Origin of the sequence: Pelomonas margarita, from assembly GCF_043555875.1 — a bacterium.
GTDB classification, from domain to species: Bacteria; Pseudomonadota; Gammaproteobacteria; order Burkholderiales; family Burkholderiaceae_C; genus Pelomonas; species Pelomonas margarita.
In genome coordinates this window covers 385,480-400,949 of sequence record NZ_JBIGHW010000004.1, presented here as the reverse complement: position 1 = coordinate 400,949, position 15,470 = coordinate 385,480, and the positions used below count along the sequence as shown (strand labels likewise).

Sequence of the window (15,470 nt, the reverse complement as noted above, 5' to 3'; positions counted from 1 at the left end):
CACACAGTAAGCACATATTTTCGTTTGCCAGGCTAATTATCTGCCAAGCAAACATTACAAGACCCACACGGAGACTCCCATGCAGGACAGCACCTCGCTCCTGGCCGACGCCCCCTGGCGCGACAGCCTCTTCACCGGCCAATGGCGCGCTGCCGCGCGCACGCTGGACATCATCGAGCCCGCCACCGGCGAGCGCCTGGGCACGGCCGGCGAGGCCACGCCCGCCGACGTGGCCGAGACCGCCCGCACGGCCGCTGCAGCGCAGGCCGCCTGGGCCGCCACGCCGCCGCGCGAGCGTGCCGCCGTGTTCCTGAAGGCCGCCGCGCTGCTGCAGCAGCACTTCGACGAGCTGGCGCTGTGGATCACCCGCGAGACCGGCGCCATCCTGCCCAAGGGCCAGCATGAGGTGCGCGAGGCCATCACCTTCTGCCAGGTAGCCGCCGCCATGCCGATGCAGCCCGCCGGCCAGCTGCTGCCCAGCGTGCCGGGCCGCCTGAGCATGGCGCGGCGCGTGCCGCACGGCGTCATCGGCGTCATCTCGCCGTTCAACTTTCCGCTCATCCTGACGCTGCGCGTGGTGGCCCCGGCGCTGGCCACCGGCAACGCGGTGCTCATCAAGCCCGACCCGCGCACGCCCGTCAGCGGCGGCTACCTGATCGCCCGCGTGCTCGAAGCCGCAGGCCTGCCGGCCGGCGTGCTGGCGGTGCTGCCCGGCGGTGCCGAGGTGGGCGAGGCGCTGATCACCGCGCCCGAGGTGCGCATGGTGTCGTTCACCGGCTCGGTGGGCGTGGGCCGGCGCGTCGGCGAGCTGGCCGCGCGTCACCTCAAGAAGGCCTCGCTGGAACTGGGCGGCACCAACTGCCTGGTCATCCTGGACGACGCCGACCTGGACATCGCCGCCAGCAACGCGGCCTGGGGCGCCTGGCTCAACGCCGGCCAGATCTGCATGGCCTCCAACCGCGTGCTGGTGCATGAATCCATCGCTGCGGCGCTGACCGAGCGGCTGGTCGCCAAGGCCACCCACCTGCCAGTAGGCAACGGCGCCACCGGCCAGGTCGCCATCGGCCCGCTGATCGACGCCCGCCAGCGCGACCGCGTGCATGCGCTGGTGCAGGACAGCGTGGCCAAGGGCGCCAAGCTGCTGGCCGGCGGCACGTACGAAGGCCTCTTCTACAAGCCCACCGTGCTGTCGGGCATCCAGCCCGGCATGCGCGTGCATGACGAAGAGGTGTTCGGCCCGCTGCTCAACCTCATCACCTTCAAGACCGACGAGGAGGCCGCCGCGCTGGCCAATGCCCACGAGGGCGGCCTGGCGGCGGGCGTGATCTCCAAATCGATGAACCGCGCGATGGCGCTGGCGCAGCAGCTCAAGGCCGGCATGGTCCACGTCAACGACCAGACCGTGAACGACGACGCCACCAACCCTTTCGGCGGCCCCGGCGTGGCCGGCAACGGCAATGTGCACGGCGGCCCGGCGGACTGGGAGGCCTTCACCACCTGGCAGTGGCTGACCGTCAAGGACGCCGCTCCCGTCTACCCGTTCTGACGGGCGGCACACAACGAACAACAGGAGACAAACCCATGAAAGTTCAAGGCAAGACCATCGTCGTCACGGGCGCCAGCTCAGGCATAGGCGCCGACACCGCTCGACTGCTGCGTTCGCACGGCGCCAAGGTCATCGGCATGGACCGCAACGACCCGCTGCTGACGCTGGACGGCTTCGTCAAGGCCGACCTGTCGCAGCAGTCGGCCATCGACGCCGCCGTGCGCCAGCTGCCCGCGCAGATCGACGGCCTGTGTACCGTGGCCGGCGTGCCCGGCACGTCGCCGGCGGACCTGGTCGGCCGCGTCAACTACCTCGGCACGCGCCACCTGTGCGAGCTGCTGGTGGAGCGCATGCCGCAGGGCGGCAGCATCGTCAACGTGTCGTCCATCCTGGGCTATTTCTACCGCGACCGGCTGGACACGCACAAATCACTGGCCGCCGTGCAGGGCTTCGAGGCCGGCCTGGCCTGGCTGGCCCGCAACCCCGTGCCGCAGAAGGGCTGCTACGAGTACTTCAAGGAGGCGCTGATCGTCTGGTCCACGTTGCGCTCCAGCGAGTTCTTCATGAAGCGCGGCGTGCGCATGAACTGCGTCGCACCGGGCCCGGTGTTCACGCCCATCCTGGGCGAGTTCGTCGCCCAGCTGGGCGAGGAGCGCGTCGCCGCAGATGCCCACCGCATCACGCGGCCCGGCCTGGCCGACGAGATCGCGCCGGCCATCGCCTTCCTGTGCAGCGACGACGCACGCTGGATCAGCGGCGTAAACCTGGCCGCCGATGGCGGCTTCGCAGCGACCTATCTCTAAGTACATAACACCTCAAACCAGGAGACACCATGAGAAAGAACCGCGTCGCGTTGGCGGCGGCGGCAGCCCTGCTGTTGCCCACCGCACAAGCCTTCGACATCGAAACCAGCGTTCCCGACCTCAAGGTCCGGCTCGACCTCACGCCCAAAGTCAGCGCCGGCTACCGCGTGAAAGACCCGTCCACCGCGCTGAGCCGCCTGGACGTGGCCCGCGACCCCGGCACCGTCAACGAGGACGACGGCAACCACAACTTCCGCAAGGGCCTGATCTCCAAGCGCTTCGACCTGCTGGCCGAGCTGGACATCTCCACGCCCACCTTCGGCGCCCGCATCAGCGGCACGGCCTGGCACGACGGCGCCTACATGGGCCGCAACGACTACACCGGCACAGCGCTGTACGCCGCCGGCAACCCGCTGGGCCCGGTGGTCAGCACGGCCAACAACGACTTCGGCCAGGCACCCAACGAGTTCCTGCCCGCCACGCGGCGCCAGCACGGCCGCGGCGGCGAGATCCTGGATGCCTTCGTGTCGTTCAAGGGCGAAGTCGCCGGCATGAAGGCCAACCTGCGCGTGGGCAAACACACGCTGCAATGGGGCGAGAGCCTGTTCTTCGGCCAGAACGGCATCGCCAACGCGCAGGGGCCGGTGGACGTCGCGCGTGTGCTGTCCGTGCCCAACTGGCAATTCAAGGAAGTGCTGCTGCCGGTGGAGCAGGTCTCGGGCACGCTGCGCCTGGCCGACGGCGTGCAGTTGGGCGCCTACTACCAGCTGAAGTGGCGCAAGAGCAAGCTGCCCGGCGTCGGCAGCTACTTCTCCAACCAGGACTACATCGGCGGCGGCCGCGTCAACCTCGGGCAGGCGCCCGACGGCTCGCCCATCGAGCTCCCGACGCTGACCGTGCGGGACAACAAGCCCAAGAACAGCGGCCAGGGCGGCATCCAGCTGCGCTGGAGCCCGCCGGGCGGCGACTACGAGTTCGGCTTCTACGCCGCGCAGTACCACGACAAGACGCCCAGCGCGCTGGTGTTCGACCTCGTGCAAGGCCATGTGCGCGTGGCCTACGCCAGCAACATCCGCACGTTCGGTGCCAGCGTCACCTCCTCCATCGGCCAGCTGAACTGGGCGCTGGAAGGCTCGGTGCGCCAGAACACGCCGCTCAATGGCGACCCTGCCCTGCTCGGCGGCCCCAGCCCCGTGGCCACCTGCGACACCAGCAACGCCACGCCCTGCTACCCGGTCGGTGACACGGCCCACCTGCAGCTCAACGGCATCTACGTGCTGCAGCCCAACGGGTTCTGGCAAGGCGGCGCACTGCTGGGCGAGATTGCCTACAACCACCGCCTGAGGATCAAGCGCGACATCTTCACCGGCCCCAACGGCCAGAACGTCGGCGTCGGAGGCCTGGACCCCAACACCACCAAGGGCGCCTTCGCCACCCGCGTGCTGTTCGAGCCGGCCTACTTCCAGGTGCTCACCGGCCTGGACCTCTCCGTGCCCATCGGCCTGGGCTGGAACTTCGGCGGCCGCTCATCGGCCATCGGCAACTTCGCCGGCGGCGTGTCGGACGGCGGCGACTGGACCATCGGACTGAAGGGCAAGTACCAGAACGACTGGAACTTCTCGCTGACCTACACCGACTACTTCGGCAAGGCCAAGACCTTCACCGAGACCCTGGTGCCAGGCAGCGGCTCGCCGCGCCAGCTGACCTTCGGCCAGACCCTCAAGGACCGCGCCTACGTCGCCTTCAGCGCGTCGCGCACCTTCTGACCCCAGACACGGACATCCACACCATGAAGCACGCACTGCTCCGATTGAACGTTCCCGCCCTGGCCTCGGCATGGGCATGCGCGGCCCTGCTGCCGCTGAGCGCGGGCGCCGCCGTGTCGGCCGAAGAGGCCGCCAAGCTCAAGACCACGCTGACCCCGATGGGCGCCGAACGCGCCGGCAACAAGGACGGCAGCATCCCGCCCTGGGAGGGCGGCCTCACCAAGGCGCCGGCCGGCTACAAGAACGGCGACCCGCGCCCCGACCTCTTCCCTGCCGACAAGCCGGTGCTGCAGATCAGCGCCAAGAACATGGCGCAGCACGACGCCCGCTTGAGCGACGGCGTCAAGGCGCTGATGAAGAAGCACCCCGACTTCCGCATCGACGTCTACCCCACGCGCCGCACGGCCGCCGCGCCGCAGTACGTCTACGACAACACCTTCAAGAATGCCACCCGCGCCAAGGTGGTGGACAACGGCCTGGGCATCGAGGGCGCCTTCGGCGGCATCCCCTTCCCCATTCCCAAGGATGGCTACGAAGCCATCCTGAACCACCGCCTGGCCTGGCTGGGCGTGAACACCCAGACGCCGATGCGCGTGTGGGTCATGACGGCCGACGGCAAGCGCACCATGGCCAGCGGCGGCAACCAGACCTTCCGCCGCCAGTACTACGACCCCGACGTCACGCCCGACAAGTTCGACGGCTACTACGCGCTGGGCAAGTTCGCCGCCACCGAGCCGGGCTCCAAGGCGGGAGAGGCCATCCTCGCGCACGACGGCATGACCAGCGCCACGCCGCGCGGCCTGTGGCAATACCTGGTGGGCCAGCGCCGCGTGCGCAAGGCGCCGTCGGTGGGCTACGACACGCCCGACGCCGTCACCTCCGGCATCGGCCTGTTCGACGAAGCCTTCAACCTGTTCGGGCCCATCGACAAGCACGAGCTCAAGCTCGTCGGCAAGAAGGAGCTGTACATCCCCTACAACAACAACCGGGCGGCATTGGCCAAGGTGGCCGACCTCGTCAAGCCGGGCACGCTGAGTCCCGACGCCGTGCGGTGGGAGCTGCACCGGGTCTGGGAAGTGGAGGCCACGCTGGCCGCCGGCAAGCGCCACGTGGCGGCCAAGCGCAAGTACTACCTCGACGAGGACACCTGGCAGATCATCCTGTTCGACGGCTGGGACGCCAAGGGTGAACTCTGGCGCACCAACTACACGCTGACGCTGACCGCGCCGGACATCCCGGCCGTGCTGGGCAACGTCTTCTGGGGCGGCTACGACCTGCAGACCGGCGCCTACTACCTGAACATGGCCACCAACGAGCTGCCGGTGCAGGTCAAGGTGCTGCCCAAGCTGGACCGGGCCTTCTTCAGCCCCGAGGAACTGGCCAACGAGAGCACACGATGAAGCGGCGTGCGGTGTTCGGGGCTGCGGCTCTCGGGCTGCTGGCCGCCCCGGCGCGGGCGGCCACCACGCTGCCCCCCGTGCTGACCCAGCCGGCGGCGCCTACGCCGCTGGCCACACGCAGCGCGCTGCTGGCCGCCGCGCGCGCCGGTCAGCGCCTGGTCCTGGCCGGCGAGCGCGGCCTCGTCGTCTACAGCGACGACGGCGGCCGGCGGTGGCGGCAGGCCGAGGTGCCGGCGCAGATCAGCCTCACGGCGCTGGCCTTCAACGATGCCAACACCGGCTGGGCTTGCGGCCATTTCGGCAGCCTGCTGCAGACCGTCGACGGCGGCCAGCGCTGGCGCCTGGTGATGGACGGTCGCCAGCTGGCCGAGCTGGAACTGGCCGCTGCCGTTGACGACGAGGCCTTGCGCGAGGCCGCACGGCGCCGCCTGGCCCAGGGGCCGGACAAGCCGCTGCTGGACCTTGCCCTGAGCCCCGACGGCAGCCTCTACGCCGTCGGCGCCTACGGCCTGGCCTTCGTGCGCCAGGGCGAGGTCTGGCAGAGCCTGCACACCCGCCTACCGAACCGAAAGCGCCTGCACCTGTACGCGGTGCGCAGCGAAGGCCCGCGCGTGTTCATCGCCGGCGAGCAAGGCCTGCTGCTGCGCTCGCTGGACGGCGGCGCCCACTTCGAGGCGCTGGCCTCGCCCTACAAGGGCAGCTTCTTCGGCCTGCTGCTGACGCGCGACGGCACGCTGCTGGCCTACGGCCTGCGCGGCAACGTCTGGCGCTCGGCCGACCACGGCGACAGCTGGACGGCCGTCGACAACCCCGTGCCCGTGTCGCTGAGCGCCGGCCTGCAGCGCCGCGATGGCTCGCTGCTGCTGCTGGCCCAGAACGGCGACCTGCTGCTCAGCCGCGACGACGGCCGCAGCTTCACGCGCCGCGCCGCGCTGCCGCCGCTGCCATCAGCCAGCGTCGTCGAGGCCGACGCCGGCCACATCGTGCTGGCGGGCCTGCGCGGCCTGCAGCGACAGCCCCTGGGCTCCACCTGAACCACTTCCAGAGATCGCGACCGTGAGCGTGAGCATTTCCACCGACGACAGCGCGCAACCCGTCATTGCGCGCCTCGAAGACTTCGACACCCGCAGCGGCGGCTGGGCCGAACGGCTGTTCTTCAACCACCGCCCCTGGGTGCTGGCGCTGTGCCTGCTGCTGACCGCCGTGCTCGGCTGGCAGGCGCTGGGCATGCAGCTGACGGCCAGCTTCGACAAGACCATCCCCAGCCGCCACCCTTTCATCGCCAACTTCCAGGAGCAACGCGCCCAGCTGGCCGGCGGCGGCAACGCACTGCGCATCGCCGTGGCGGCACGCCAGGGCACGATATTCGACAAGGACTACCTGGAGACGCTGCGCCTGCTCAACGACGAGCTGTTCCTGATGCCCGGCGTGGACCGGCCGTTCATGAAGTCGCTGTGGACGTCCAACACCCGCTGGGTGGCCGTGACCGAAGAAGGCCTGGACGGCGACACCGTCATCACCGACCGTTATGACGGCAGCCCCGAGGCGCTGGCCGAGCTGCGCGCCAACATCGAGCGCTCCGGCGAGATCGGCCAGCTGGTGGCGGGAGACTTCAAGAGCAGCATCATCTACGTGCCGCTGCTGGACACCGACCCGCAGACGGGCCAGGCGCTGGACTACGCCGAACTAGGAGGCCGCATCGAAGCATTGCGCGCCAAATACGACGGCGACCGCGTGCAGCTGCACGTGGTGGGCTTCGCCAAGGTCATGGGCGACCTCATAGCCGGCGTGCGCCAGGTCATGGGCTTCTTCGCGCTGGCGCTGTTGATCTGCGGCGGCGTGCTGTTCGCCTACACGCGCTGCATGCGCTCCACCGCCATCGTCGTCGCCTGCTCCCTCATCGCCGTGGCCTGGCAGCTGGGCCTGCTGCGCCTGCTGGGCTATGCGCTGGACCCGTACTCGGTGCTGGTGCCCTTCCTCGTGTTCGCCATCGGAATGAGCCACGGCGCGCAGAAGATGAACGGCATCCTGCAGGACGTGGGCCGCGGCACGCACCGTGTGGTGGCCGCGCGCTACACCTTCCGCCGCCTGTTCGTGGCCGGCCTGACCGCACTGCTGTGCGATGCGGTGGGCTTCGCCGTGCTGGCGCTCATCGACATCCGCGTCATCCAGGATCTGGCCGCCAACGCCAGCATCGGCGTGGCCGTGCTGATCTTCACCAACCTCGTGCTGCTGCCGGTCCTGCTGTCCTACGTCGGCGTCAGCCCGGCCGCCGCGCAGCGCAGCCTGAAGCAGGAGCAGAGCGAGCAGCTGAGTGGCGCCTGGGCCTGGTTCGCGTCCTTCACGCAGGCGCGGCCAGCCGCACTGGCGCTGACGGCCGGCGCGCTGCTGCTGGTGGGCGCGGTGGCGCTGTCCACCCGGCTGCAGGTGGGCGACCTGGACGCCGGCGCGCCCGAGCTGCGCGCCGACTCCCGCTACAACCGCGACAACGCCTTCATGGTGCAGAGCTACGCGGCCAGCACCGACATCCTGACCGTCATGGCCACCACGCCGGACGACCAGTGCACGCGCTACGACACGCTCAGCCGCGTCGACGCGCTGGCCTGGCGGCTGCGGCAGCTGCCCGGGGTGGAGGGCACGCAGTCCCTCGCCGGCCTGGCCAAGCTGGGCATGGTGGGTTTCAACGAGGGCAACTTCAAGTGGTACGAGCTGATCGCCAACGACCAGGCGCTGGGCGGCGTGCAGTCCATCGCACCGCGCGAGCTGCTCAACAAGGCCTGTTCCTTCCTGACGCTGCAGGTCTTCCTGCGCGACCACAAGGCCAGCACGCTGGAGCGCGTGGTGGGCGAGGCCGAGGCCTTCATCAAGGAGCAGCCCACCGGCGGTGACGTGCGCTTCCTGCTCGCGGCCGGCTCGGCCGGCATCGAGGCCGCCACCAACAGCGTCGTCAGGCAGGCCATGCGCGAGATGCTGTACTGGGTCTACGGCGCCGTCGTGCTGCTGTGCTGGCTGACCTTCCGCAGCTGGCGCGCCACCGTCGTGGCCGTGCTGCCGCTGGTGCTGACCTCCATGCTGTGCGAGGCGCTGATGGTGTTGCTGGGCATGGGCGTCAAGGTCGCCACGCTGCCCGTCATCGCCTTGGGCGTGGGCATCGGCGTGGACTACGCGCTCTACGTGCTGGCCGTCATGCTGCAGCGCCTGCGCGCCGGCGACAGCGTGGACCAGGCCTACCGCGCCGCGCTGCGCTTCACCGGCCGCGTGGTGCTGCTGACCGGCATGACGCTGGCTCTGGCCGTGGCCACCTGGTTCTGGAGCTCCATCAAGTTCCAGGCCGACATGGGCATCCTGCTGGCCTTCATGTTCCTGTGGAACATGGTGGGCGCGCTGGTGTTGCTGCCGGCCCTGGCGCGCTGGCTGCTCAAGCCCGCGCAGGCAGTGCAGGCTCAGGCGCAGGCCCTGCCGACGGAGCAGGCCGCATGACGCGCGGCCTTCGCTGGAGCCTGCGCCGGCAGCTGGTCGCCGGCGTGGCGCTGCTGCTGGCGCTGATGGGCGGCATCGCGCTGCTGGCGCTGTGGCAGGGCAGCCGGCTCGGCGACCAGCTGGCACGCATCGTCACCGTCAACAACCCGCGCAACGACCTGGCCCACGCGCTGCACGCCGCGCTGCTGCGCCAGCAGGTGCTGGAGCGCAGCTTCCTGGCCTACACCGAGGAGGAGGACTTCAAGGCCGGCCGCCAGCAGTTGGGCACGGCGCAGGCGCAGCTGCTGGCCACCGAGCAGGCGCTGGAGCAGGCACTGGCCGGCGAAGACGAGGCCATCGCCCCGCTGCGCGACGCGCTGGCCCAGGCCCGCGCGCTGCGCGAGCAGGCGAAGCCCCTCGTCGAATCGGCGCTGCAGGCCGCCGAGCAGGGGCGCGGCGTCGATGCCGCCGTGGCCGCCCTGCTGCCAGCCGAGGGCGCGCAGAACGGCTGGGCCGAAGCGGTGCGCGGCATGGTCGCCGCCATCCGCGACGCCAATGCGCGTGAGAACGCCGCACAGCAGGGCCAGCAACGCGCCATGCGCCTGCAGCTGCTGGCGCTGGCCGGCCTGGCGCTGGCGCTGGGCGCCGCACTGGCCTGGGCGCTCTACCGCAGCGTCATGCGGCCGCTGCAGCAGGCTGTGCGCCTGGCCGAACGCATCGCGCAGGGCGACCTGCAGGCCGACGTGGTGACGCGGCGCGACGACGAGTTCGGCCGCCTGCTCAACGCCATCGCCAACATGCAGCAGGCGCTGCGCGAGACGGTGGCCGACCTGCGCCAGTCGGCCAATCTCGTTGACGCCGCCAGCCGCGATATCGCCGCCGGCAGCCTGTCGCTGTCGGAGCGCACCGAGCAAGGCGCCGCGCGGCTGCAGCAGACGGCCGCCACCGTGCACGGGCTGGTGGGCCTGGCAGAGCAGGCCGACCACGCCGCCGCCAGCGCCAACAGCAGCGCGGAGCAATCGCGCAGCCTGGTGGCGCAGGGCCGCGCGGCCATGACCGAGCTGGCCGGACGCATGGGTGAGATCGCCACCGCCGCCGGCCGCACGACCGAGATCGTGCGCACCATCGAGGCCATCGCCTTCCAGACCAACATCCTGGCGCTGAACGCCGCCATCGAGGCCGCGCGTGCCGGTGATGCCGGGCGGGGCTTTGCCGTCGTGGCCGGCGAGGTGCGCCAGCTGGCCGGCCGCACCGCCCAGGCCGCCGCCGAGATCGGCCGGCTGAGCGACGACACGCAGCAAGGCGTGGGTGCCGGCGAGCAGTCTGTGCGGGCGGCGGGCGAGGTGGTCGATTCGCTGCACCTGGCCGCCGAGCAGGTCTGGCAGGTCGTGCAGCAGTCGTCCCAGGCCGCCCGCCTGCAACGGAACCAGCTGCAGGAGGTCAACCACAGCGTCGGCCAGCTCGACCACCAGACCCAGCACGACGCCGCGCTGGCCGAGCAGCTCAGCGCCTCGGCCGCCGCGCTGCAGGGCAGCGCCAGCACGCTGCAGCGCGGCGTGGGGCGCTTCCAGCTCGACTCGACGGTGGCGCCCAAATGCTGATGGGCCGCCGCGCGTTCGGCACGCTGCTGCTGGCCGCCGGCCCCGCGCTGGCACAGCAGGCGGCCAGGCCCGTGGTGCTGGGCCAGTCCCTGCCCATGACCGGCCCGGGCTTCACCACCGCCAACCGCGTGCGCGCAGGCGCGCTGCTGGCCGTGGAGCGGGCCAATGCCGGCGGCGGCGTGCTGGGCCGGGTGGTGGAACTGCTGACGCTGGACGACGGCGGCGACCCCAGGCGGCTGGCGGACAACGTGCGCCGCCTGCGTGGACAGGGCGCGCTCGCGGTGCTGAACTGCGTCGGCGAGCAGGCCTGCCATGCGGCGGCAGGCGCCAGCGCGGCAGTCGGTCTGCCGTTGGTGGGCCCGTTCTCGGGCGACGCGCGGCTGCGCTCACCGACGCTGCGCCATGTGTTCACTCTGCGCCCCGATGACGCCCACGAGGCCCAGCTGCTGGCCGGGCAGTTGCGCGTGCTGTCGGTGGCCCAGGTGGCGCTGCTGGCCGACGGCTACGAGCCCGTGCGCGAAGCCGCGCTGGCCCGTGCGCTGCAGGCTGACGGCATCGCGGTGCAGCGGCTGCCGGTCGACCCCACGCGGCCGGCGGCCGCCCTGGCGCAGGCCTCCGCTGCGGCCGGTGCCGCCGTGCTGAGCCTGGGCCCCGACAGCCTGGAAACGCTCAGCCAGACCGCCTTCACCACCGTGGTGGGCCTACCCGCCATGCTGATGACCGCCCCCAGCACCGGCCTGACCGAGCAGATGCGCATGCTGCGCGGCCACGGCCTGGGCTTCACGACGGTGCTGCCCAACCCGGAGTCCTCGCAGCTGCCACTGGTCCGCGACTTCGGCCGCGACGCCGAGCGTTTCGGCTCGCCGGACGCCATCACCTTCGAGGGCCTGGGGGGCTATCTGCACGCGCTGTTGTGCATCGAAGCCCTGCGGCGCGGCCGCAGCGCCGACACACCCGCTGACCTGGTGCGCGCCCTGCAGGCCTGGGGGCGCCGGCCTCTGGGCGGCTTTGACTTGTCTTTCGCGCCGGACCAGCACCACGGCTCGCAATTCGTCGAACTGGGCGTGCGCGGCCGTGACGGCGTGGCACGCCGCTGACCCCACGCCACGACTGGAGACCTCCGATGACCCTCACCCGCCTTCCCGCCCCCTTCAGCCGCCGCGAAACGCCCTCGGGCACCGTTGTCGGCTCACGCGAAGCCGCTGGCACCGGCGGCGATGTGCACGCCTGGCGCGGCCTGCGCTATGCCGCACCACCGCTGGGCCCGCTGCGCTGGCGCGCACCTCAGCCCGCCCCGCGCTGGCAGGGCGAGCTGCAGGCGCTGACCCACGGCGCGATCGCGCCACAGTTCGCCGGCCGCATCGCCGCGCTGCCGGCCAGCCAGCACGGACAGGCCACTGGCGACGAGGACTGCCTGTGGCTGAACGTGTTCGCGCCCGTCGATGTGGATGGGCCGCTGCCAGTCATGGTGTGGATACACGGCGGCGGCAACGCCGTCGGCACGGCCGCCACCTTCGACGTGGCCCGCAACCTGGCCGCGCAGGACCGCGTCATCGTCGTCACGGTGAACTACCGGCTGGGCGTGCTGGGCTGGTTCGCCCACCCAGCGCTGCAGGCCGGCGCGGACCTCGGCGACGAGGACCGCTCCGGCAACTTCGCGCTGCTGGACCTGATCGCCGCGCTGCGCTGGGTGCAGAGCCACATCGGCGCCTTCGGGGGTGACCCCGGCTGTGTCACCATCTTCGGCGAGTCGGCCGGCGGCCAGCAGGTGCTGATGCTGCTGGCCAGCCCGCTGGCCGCAGGCTTGTTTCACCGAGCCATTGCGCAGAGCCCGGTGTGCGAGAGCTTCAGCCACGAGGAGGCCATCTGCGGCCTGGACTCGCCGCTGGACAGCCACCGCTGCGGCGGCGAGGAAGTGGTGCGCCGCCTGCTGGCCAACGCCGCCCTGCCCGCGCCGCCGCCGGACCTGGCCGCCTGGCTGCGCAGCCTCAGCCCTGCACAGCTGCTGGCCGCGCATGTGCCCGGCAGCGAAGGCATCTACCTGACGCCGCGCCCCGTCCGCGACGGCGTCGTGCTGCCGCTGGCGCCGCTGCCGGAGCTGTTCAGCCAGGGCACCTGGAACCGCGTGCCGGTGCTGCTGGGCAGCAACCGCGACGAGTTCCGCACCTTCCTGGCCGGCAAGCCGGAGCACTGCAGGCTCATCGGCGGCAAGATCCCCGTGCTGAAGGACCGCGCCGCCTACCGCTTCGAGTCCGGGATGATGTCGCGCGGCTGGCGCGCCCATCATGTGGACCGGCCGGCCGACGCGATGCTGCAAGGCGGCCATGCCGACGTCTGGACCTACCGCTTCGACTGGGACGAGGCACCCGCCATCCCCTTCATCCGCCCCGACATCCTGCTCGGCGCCGCCCATGCGATGGAGCAGGCCTTCGCCTTCCGCGACCTGGCCGGCGAGTTCGACATCTTCCAGGTCAACACGCCCTTCAACCGCGCGGGCCGCCGCGCCCTCTGCGATGCGATGGGCTCGGCGTGGACCACCTTCGCCCGCCACGGCCGGCCGGAGATGGCCGACGGCCCGGCCTGGCCCGCACGCCGCTTGAAGGGCGCCGACAGCCTGGTGTTCGACACGCCGCGCGACGGCGGGCTGCGCATGGCCGCGCTGCGCGAGTCGCTGGCCACGCTGCAGGCCGAGCTGGAGCAGCCGTCCGGGCAGAGCCCCGTGCAGCGCCTGCGCTGCTTCGCGCGGCTGTTCCTGTGGACGCCGCTGCTCGCGGGCGTCGTCGATGCCGCCGCCTACGAGCGCCTGCGCGCCCGGCTGGGGCGCAGCGAGCCGGCCGAGGCGTTCCGGCCGGTGATGGAAATCTAGGCAGCAACCTGCGCCTGCAGCGAACGCATCAGGTTGCCCTCCACGCAGTCCACCAGCGCGTGCACATGGGCGGCGATGTCCTGCCCCAGCGGCGTCAGCGTGTACTCGACATGCGGCGGCACCACCGGCCGGGCGTGGCGCTCGACGAGGCCGTCACGGGCCAGCGTCTGCAGCGTCTGCGCCAGCATCTTCTCGCTGACACCTTCGGCGCGCCGGCGCAGGTCGCTGAAGCGCAGCCGGCCCTCGTCGCGCAGCGTGACGAGGATCAGCACCGCCCACAGGCTGGTCACATGCTGGAACAGCTGCCGCGACGGGCAGCGCGACGCGAACAGCGCGCCGCGGGTCGGCAGGGGGTGGCCGGTGTCGGCAGAGGGGGAGGCTTGCATACTTACCTTCAGGTATGTACTTACCGAAATAACTGTACCTTACTAGACTGCAACACCTTCCCACCTCAGAACCCGCCCCATGCTTGCAATCACCGGCGCCTCCGGCGCACTCGGCCAGCGCGTCCTCCAGCACCTCGTCCACACGCTGGGCCATCCGGCCGGCCAGATCCTGGCGCTGACCCGCCAGCCCGCCACCCTCGCCGCTTGGGCCGAACAGGGCGTGCAGGTACGCGCCTTCGACCTGGACGCCCCCGACACGCTGCCCGCCGCGCTGCAGGGCGCCAGCCGCCTGCTGCTGATCAGCACCGACGCCGTCGGCCGCCGCCTGGTCCAGCACCAGGCCGCCATCGATGCAGCCCACACGGCCGGCCTGCAGCATGTCGTCTACACCTCCATGCCCAGGCCCGAGGCCTCGCCGCTGCTGCTGGCGCCCGAGCACCTCGGCACCGAGCACGCGCTGGCCGCCGCCGGCCTGGCCGGCTGGACCGTGCTGCGCAACCACTGGTATTTCGAGAACCTGTTCGGCAGCTTGCCGCAGGCGCTGGCCAGCGGCCAGTGGTACACAGCGGACGAAGGCCAGCCCAGCGCCGACATCGCCCGTGACGACCTGGCGCTGGCCGCCGCCACCGCGCTGGCCGACGGCTTCACTGGCCAGCGCACGCTGACGCTGTCGGGCCCCGAGGCGCTGACCAAGGTCGACATGGCGCGCCGCATCAGCGCTGCAACCGGCCGCGGCCTGAGCGTGGTGCAGGTGCCGCTGGCCGCCATCGTCAACGGCCTCCAGGGTGCCGGCCTGCCGGCGCCGCTCGCCGAGGTGTACGCCTCGTTCGACACCAACACCGGCGCCGGCCGCGTGGCCGACATCACCGGCGACTTCGAGGCGCTGACCGGCCGCAAGCCGCGGAGCTTCGACGACTGGCTGGTGCACAACGCCGACACGCTGCAGGCGCTTTGAGGCAAGCAGCTGCAGCGCTGTTGCTGCTGCTGGGCGCCGGCACCGCCGCCGCGCAGACCCGCAGCCTCAGCGGCGAACTGGCCGTCAGCAGCGAGCTGACGGAGCGCGGCGCCTTCGTCGGCCTGCGCCGCCCCATCGCCCAGGCGGCCGTGTCGCTGTACGACGCCACCGGCTGGTCGGTCGGCGGCGCGCTGGGCGTGCCGAGCAATGGCCTGCGCAACACCCGCGTCGTGCTGCGCGCCGCCCACGACAGCCCGCTGGCCGACGACTGGCAGCGCCAGGTCGCGCTGCAGTATTACGGCTACCCGGGCGGCAGCCCGACAGGGCGCGGCTTCGATCGCTGGGAAGCCGCGCTGGAGCTGCGCTGGCGAGACCGCTTCATGGTCGGCATGACGGGCTTTCACTACCTGCACCCGGCGCGCGACACGCCGGCCCTGCAATGGGCGCTGGACGCGGGAGGCCGCTGGACGCTGACGCCGCTATGGTCGGGCCAGGCCGCGCTGGGCCTGGCGCGGGTGCGCGACCGCGGCACCTACGCCTACGCCAGCCTGGGCCTGGCCTGGCAGGCCGGCGACTGGCGCGCCGAGGCCAACCTGATCGGCACCGACTCTCAAGCCCGCCGCCTGCTGCCCAGCCGCACGCCGGGCCACCTGTCCCTGGTGCTGACGCGAATGTTTTGACGGGCCTG

At 71.5% G+C, this 15,470-nt stretch carries 12 protein-coding genes; 11 read left to right on the top strand and 1 reads right to left on the bottom strand.

The genetic code is table 11. From position 1 onward, the window contains the following. The first annotated feature begins 79 nt into the window (after nucleotides 1–79). Genes ACG0Z3_RS10360 through ACG0Z3_RS10320 form a run of 9 tightly spaced genes read left to right on the top strand, consistent with a single transcriptional unit; the run spans nucleotide 80 to nucleotide 13,441 of the window. The gene (locus ACG0Z3_RS10360; protein WP_394397407.1) at nucleotides 80–1,546 is read left to right on the top strand and encodes a benzaldehyde dehydrogenase; all 1,467 of its coding nucleotides are present in this window, start codon (nucleotides 80–82) and stop codon (nucleotides 1,544–1,546) included. 35 nt (nucleotides 1,547–1,581) lie between these two features. Continuing rightward, the gene (locus ACG0Z3_RS10355) at nucleotides 1,582–2,349 is read left to right on the top strand and encodes a coniferyl-alcohol dehydrogenase (protein ID WP_394397406.1); all 768 of its coding nucleotides are present in this window, start codon (nucleotides 1,582–1,584) and stop codon (nucleotides 2,347–2,349) included. A gap of 29 nt (nucleotides 2,350–2,378) precedes the next feature. Further along, nucleotides 2,379–4,115: a DUF1302 domain-containing protein gene (locus ACG0Z3_RS10350; RefSeq protein ID WP_394397405.1), complete on the top strand. Its 1,737-nt coding sequence runs from the start codon at nucleotides 2,379–2,381 to the stop codon at nucleotides 4,113–4,115. Between the two features lie 23 nt (nucleotides 4,116–4,138). Then, nucleotides 4,139–5,515, top strand: a complete 1,377-nt coding sequence (locus ACG0Z3_RS10345) for a DUF1329 domain-containing protein (RefSeq protein WP_394397404.1) — start codon at nucleotides 4,139–4,141, stop codon at nucleotides 5,513–5,515. Further along, on the top strand, nucleotides 5,512–6,549 hold the full coding sequence (locus tag ACG0Z3_RS10340; RefSeq protein ID WP_394397403.1) for a WD40/YVTN/BNR-like repeat-containing protein: 1,038 nt from the start codon (nucleotides 5,512–5,514) through the stop codon (nucleotides 6,547–6,549). Before ACG0Z3_RS10345 ends, ACG0Z3_RS10340 begins: the two co-directional genes overlap by 4 nt. Nucleotides 6,550–6,571: 22 nt before the next feature. Further along, nucleotides 6,572–8,995 (top strand): efflux RND transporter permease subunit, encoded by a 2,424-nt coding sequence (locus ACG0Z3_RS10335; protein ID WP_394397402.1) that lies wholly within the window; start codon nucleotides 6,572–6,574, stop codon nucleotides 8,993–8,995. Continuing rightward, entirely contained in the window at nucleotides 8,992–10,575 is a 1,584-nt protein-coding gene (locus ACG0Z3_RS10330) for a methyl-accepting chemotaxis protein (RefSeq protein ID WP_394397401.1), read from the top strand. Before ACG0Z3_RS10335 ends, ACG0Z3_RS10330 begins: the two co-directional genes overlap by 4 nt. Beyond that, entirely contained in the window at nucleotides 10,569–11,672 is a 1,104-nt protein-coding gene (locus ACG0Z3_RS10325; RefSeq protein ID WP_394397400.1) for an ABC transporter substrate-binding protein, read from the top strand. The genes ACG0Z3_RS10330 and ACG0Z3_RS10325 overlap by 7 nt, the downstream gene beginning before the upstream one ends. 26 nt (nucleotides 11,673–11,698) lie before the next feature. Beyond that, complete coding sequence (locus ACG0Z3_RS10320; protein ID WP_394397399.1) at nucleotides 11,699–13,441, top strand: carboxylesterase/lipase family protein; 1,743 nt, start codon at nucleotides 11,699–11,701, stop codon at nucleotides 13,439–13,441. Here the strand turns inward: ACG0Z3_RS10320 and ACG0Z3_RS10315 are convergent. Further along, nucleotides 13,438–13,827: a winged helix-turn-helix transcriptional regulator gene (locus tag ACG0Z3_RS10315; protein ID WP_394397398.1), complete on the bottom strand. Its 390-nt coding sequence runs from the start codon at nucleotides 13,825–13,827 to the stop codon at nucleotides 13,438–13,440. The two genes, ACG0Z3_RS10320 and ACG0Z3_RS10315, sit on opposite strands and share 4 nt — an antisense overlap. 79 nt (nucleotides 13,828–13,906) lie before the next feature. On the opposite strand from ACG0Z3_RS10315, the gene ACG0Z3_RS10310 reads away from it, so the two are divergent. Both ACG0Z3_RS10310 and ACG0Z3_RS10305 read left to right on the top strand, forming a co-directional pair. Further along, entirely contained in the window at nucleotides 13,907–14,782 is an 876-nt protein-coding gene (locus ACG0Z3_RS10310) for an NmrA family NAD(P)-binding protein (RefSeq protein ID WP_394397397.1), read from the top strand. Then, entirely contained in the window at nucleotides 14,779–15,462 is a 684-nt protein-coding gene (locus tag ACG0Z3_RS10305) for a hypothetical protein (protein ID WP_394397396.1), read from the top strand. The genes ACG0Z3_RS10310 and ACG0Z3_RS10305 overlap by 4 nt, the downstream gene beginning before the upstream one ends. The last annotated feature ends 8 nt before the right edge of the window (nucleotides 15,463–15,470 follow it).

Excerpts from the sequence above, each read along its gene's own strand:
- ACG0Z3_RS10355 (WP_394397406.1), top strand. The coding sequence starts at position 1,582 with ATGAAAGTTCAAGGCAAGACCATCGTCGTCACGGGCGCCAGCTCAGGC.
- ACG0Z3_RS10360 (WP_394397407.1), top strand. The coding sequence starts at position 80 with ATGCAGGACAGCACCTCGCTCCTGGCCGACGCCCCCTGGCGCGACAGC.
- ACG0Z3_RS10345 (WP_394397404.1), top strand. The coding sequence starts at position 4,139 with ATGAAGCACGCACTGCTCCGATTGAACGTTCCCGCCCTGGCCTCGGCA.
- ACG0Z3_RS10320 (WP_394397399.1), top strand. The coding sequence starts at position 11,699 with ATGACCCTCACCCGCCTTCCCGCCCCCTTCAGCCGCCGCGAAACGCCC.
- ACG0Z3_RS10340 (WP_394397403.1), top strand. The coding sequence starts at position 5,512 with ATGAAGCGGCGTGCGGTGTTCGGGGCTGCGGCTCTCGGGCTGCTGGCC.
- ACG0Z3_RS10325 (WP_394397400.1), top strand. The coding sequence starts at position 10,569 with ATGCTGATGGGCCGCCGCGCGTTCGGCACGCTGCTGCTGGCCGCCGGC.
- ACG0Z3_RS10330 (WP_394397401.1), top strand. The coding sequence starts at position 8,992 with ATGACGCGCGGCCTTCGCTGGAGCCTGCGCCGGCAGCTGGTCGCCGGC.
- ACG0Z3_RS10350 (WP_394397405.1), top strand. The coding sequence starts at position 2,379 with ATGAGAAAGAACCGCGTCGCGTTGGCGGCGGCGGCAGCCCTGCTGTTG.
- ACG0Z3_RS10310 (WP_394397397.1), top strand. The coding sequence starts at position 13,907 with ATGCTTGCAATCACCGGCGCCTCCGGCGCACTCGGCCAGCGCGTCCTC.
- ACG0Z3_RS10315 (WP_394397398.1), bottom strand. The coding sequence starts at position 13,827 with ATGCAAGCCTCCCCCTCTGCCGACACCGGCCACCCCCTGCCGACCCGC.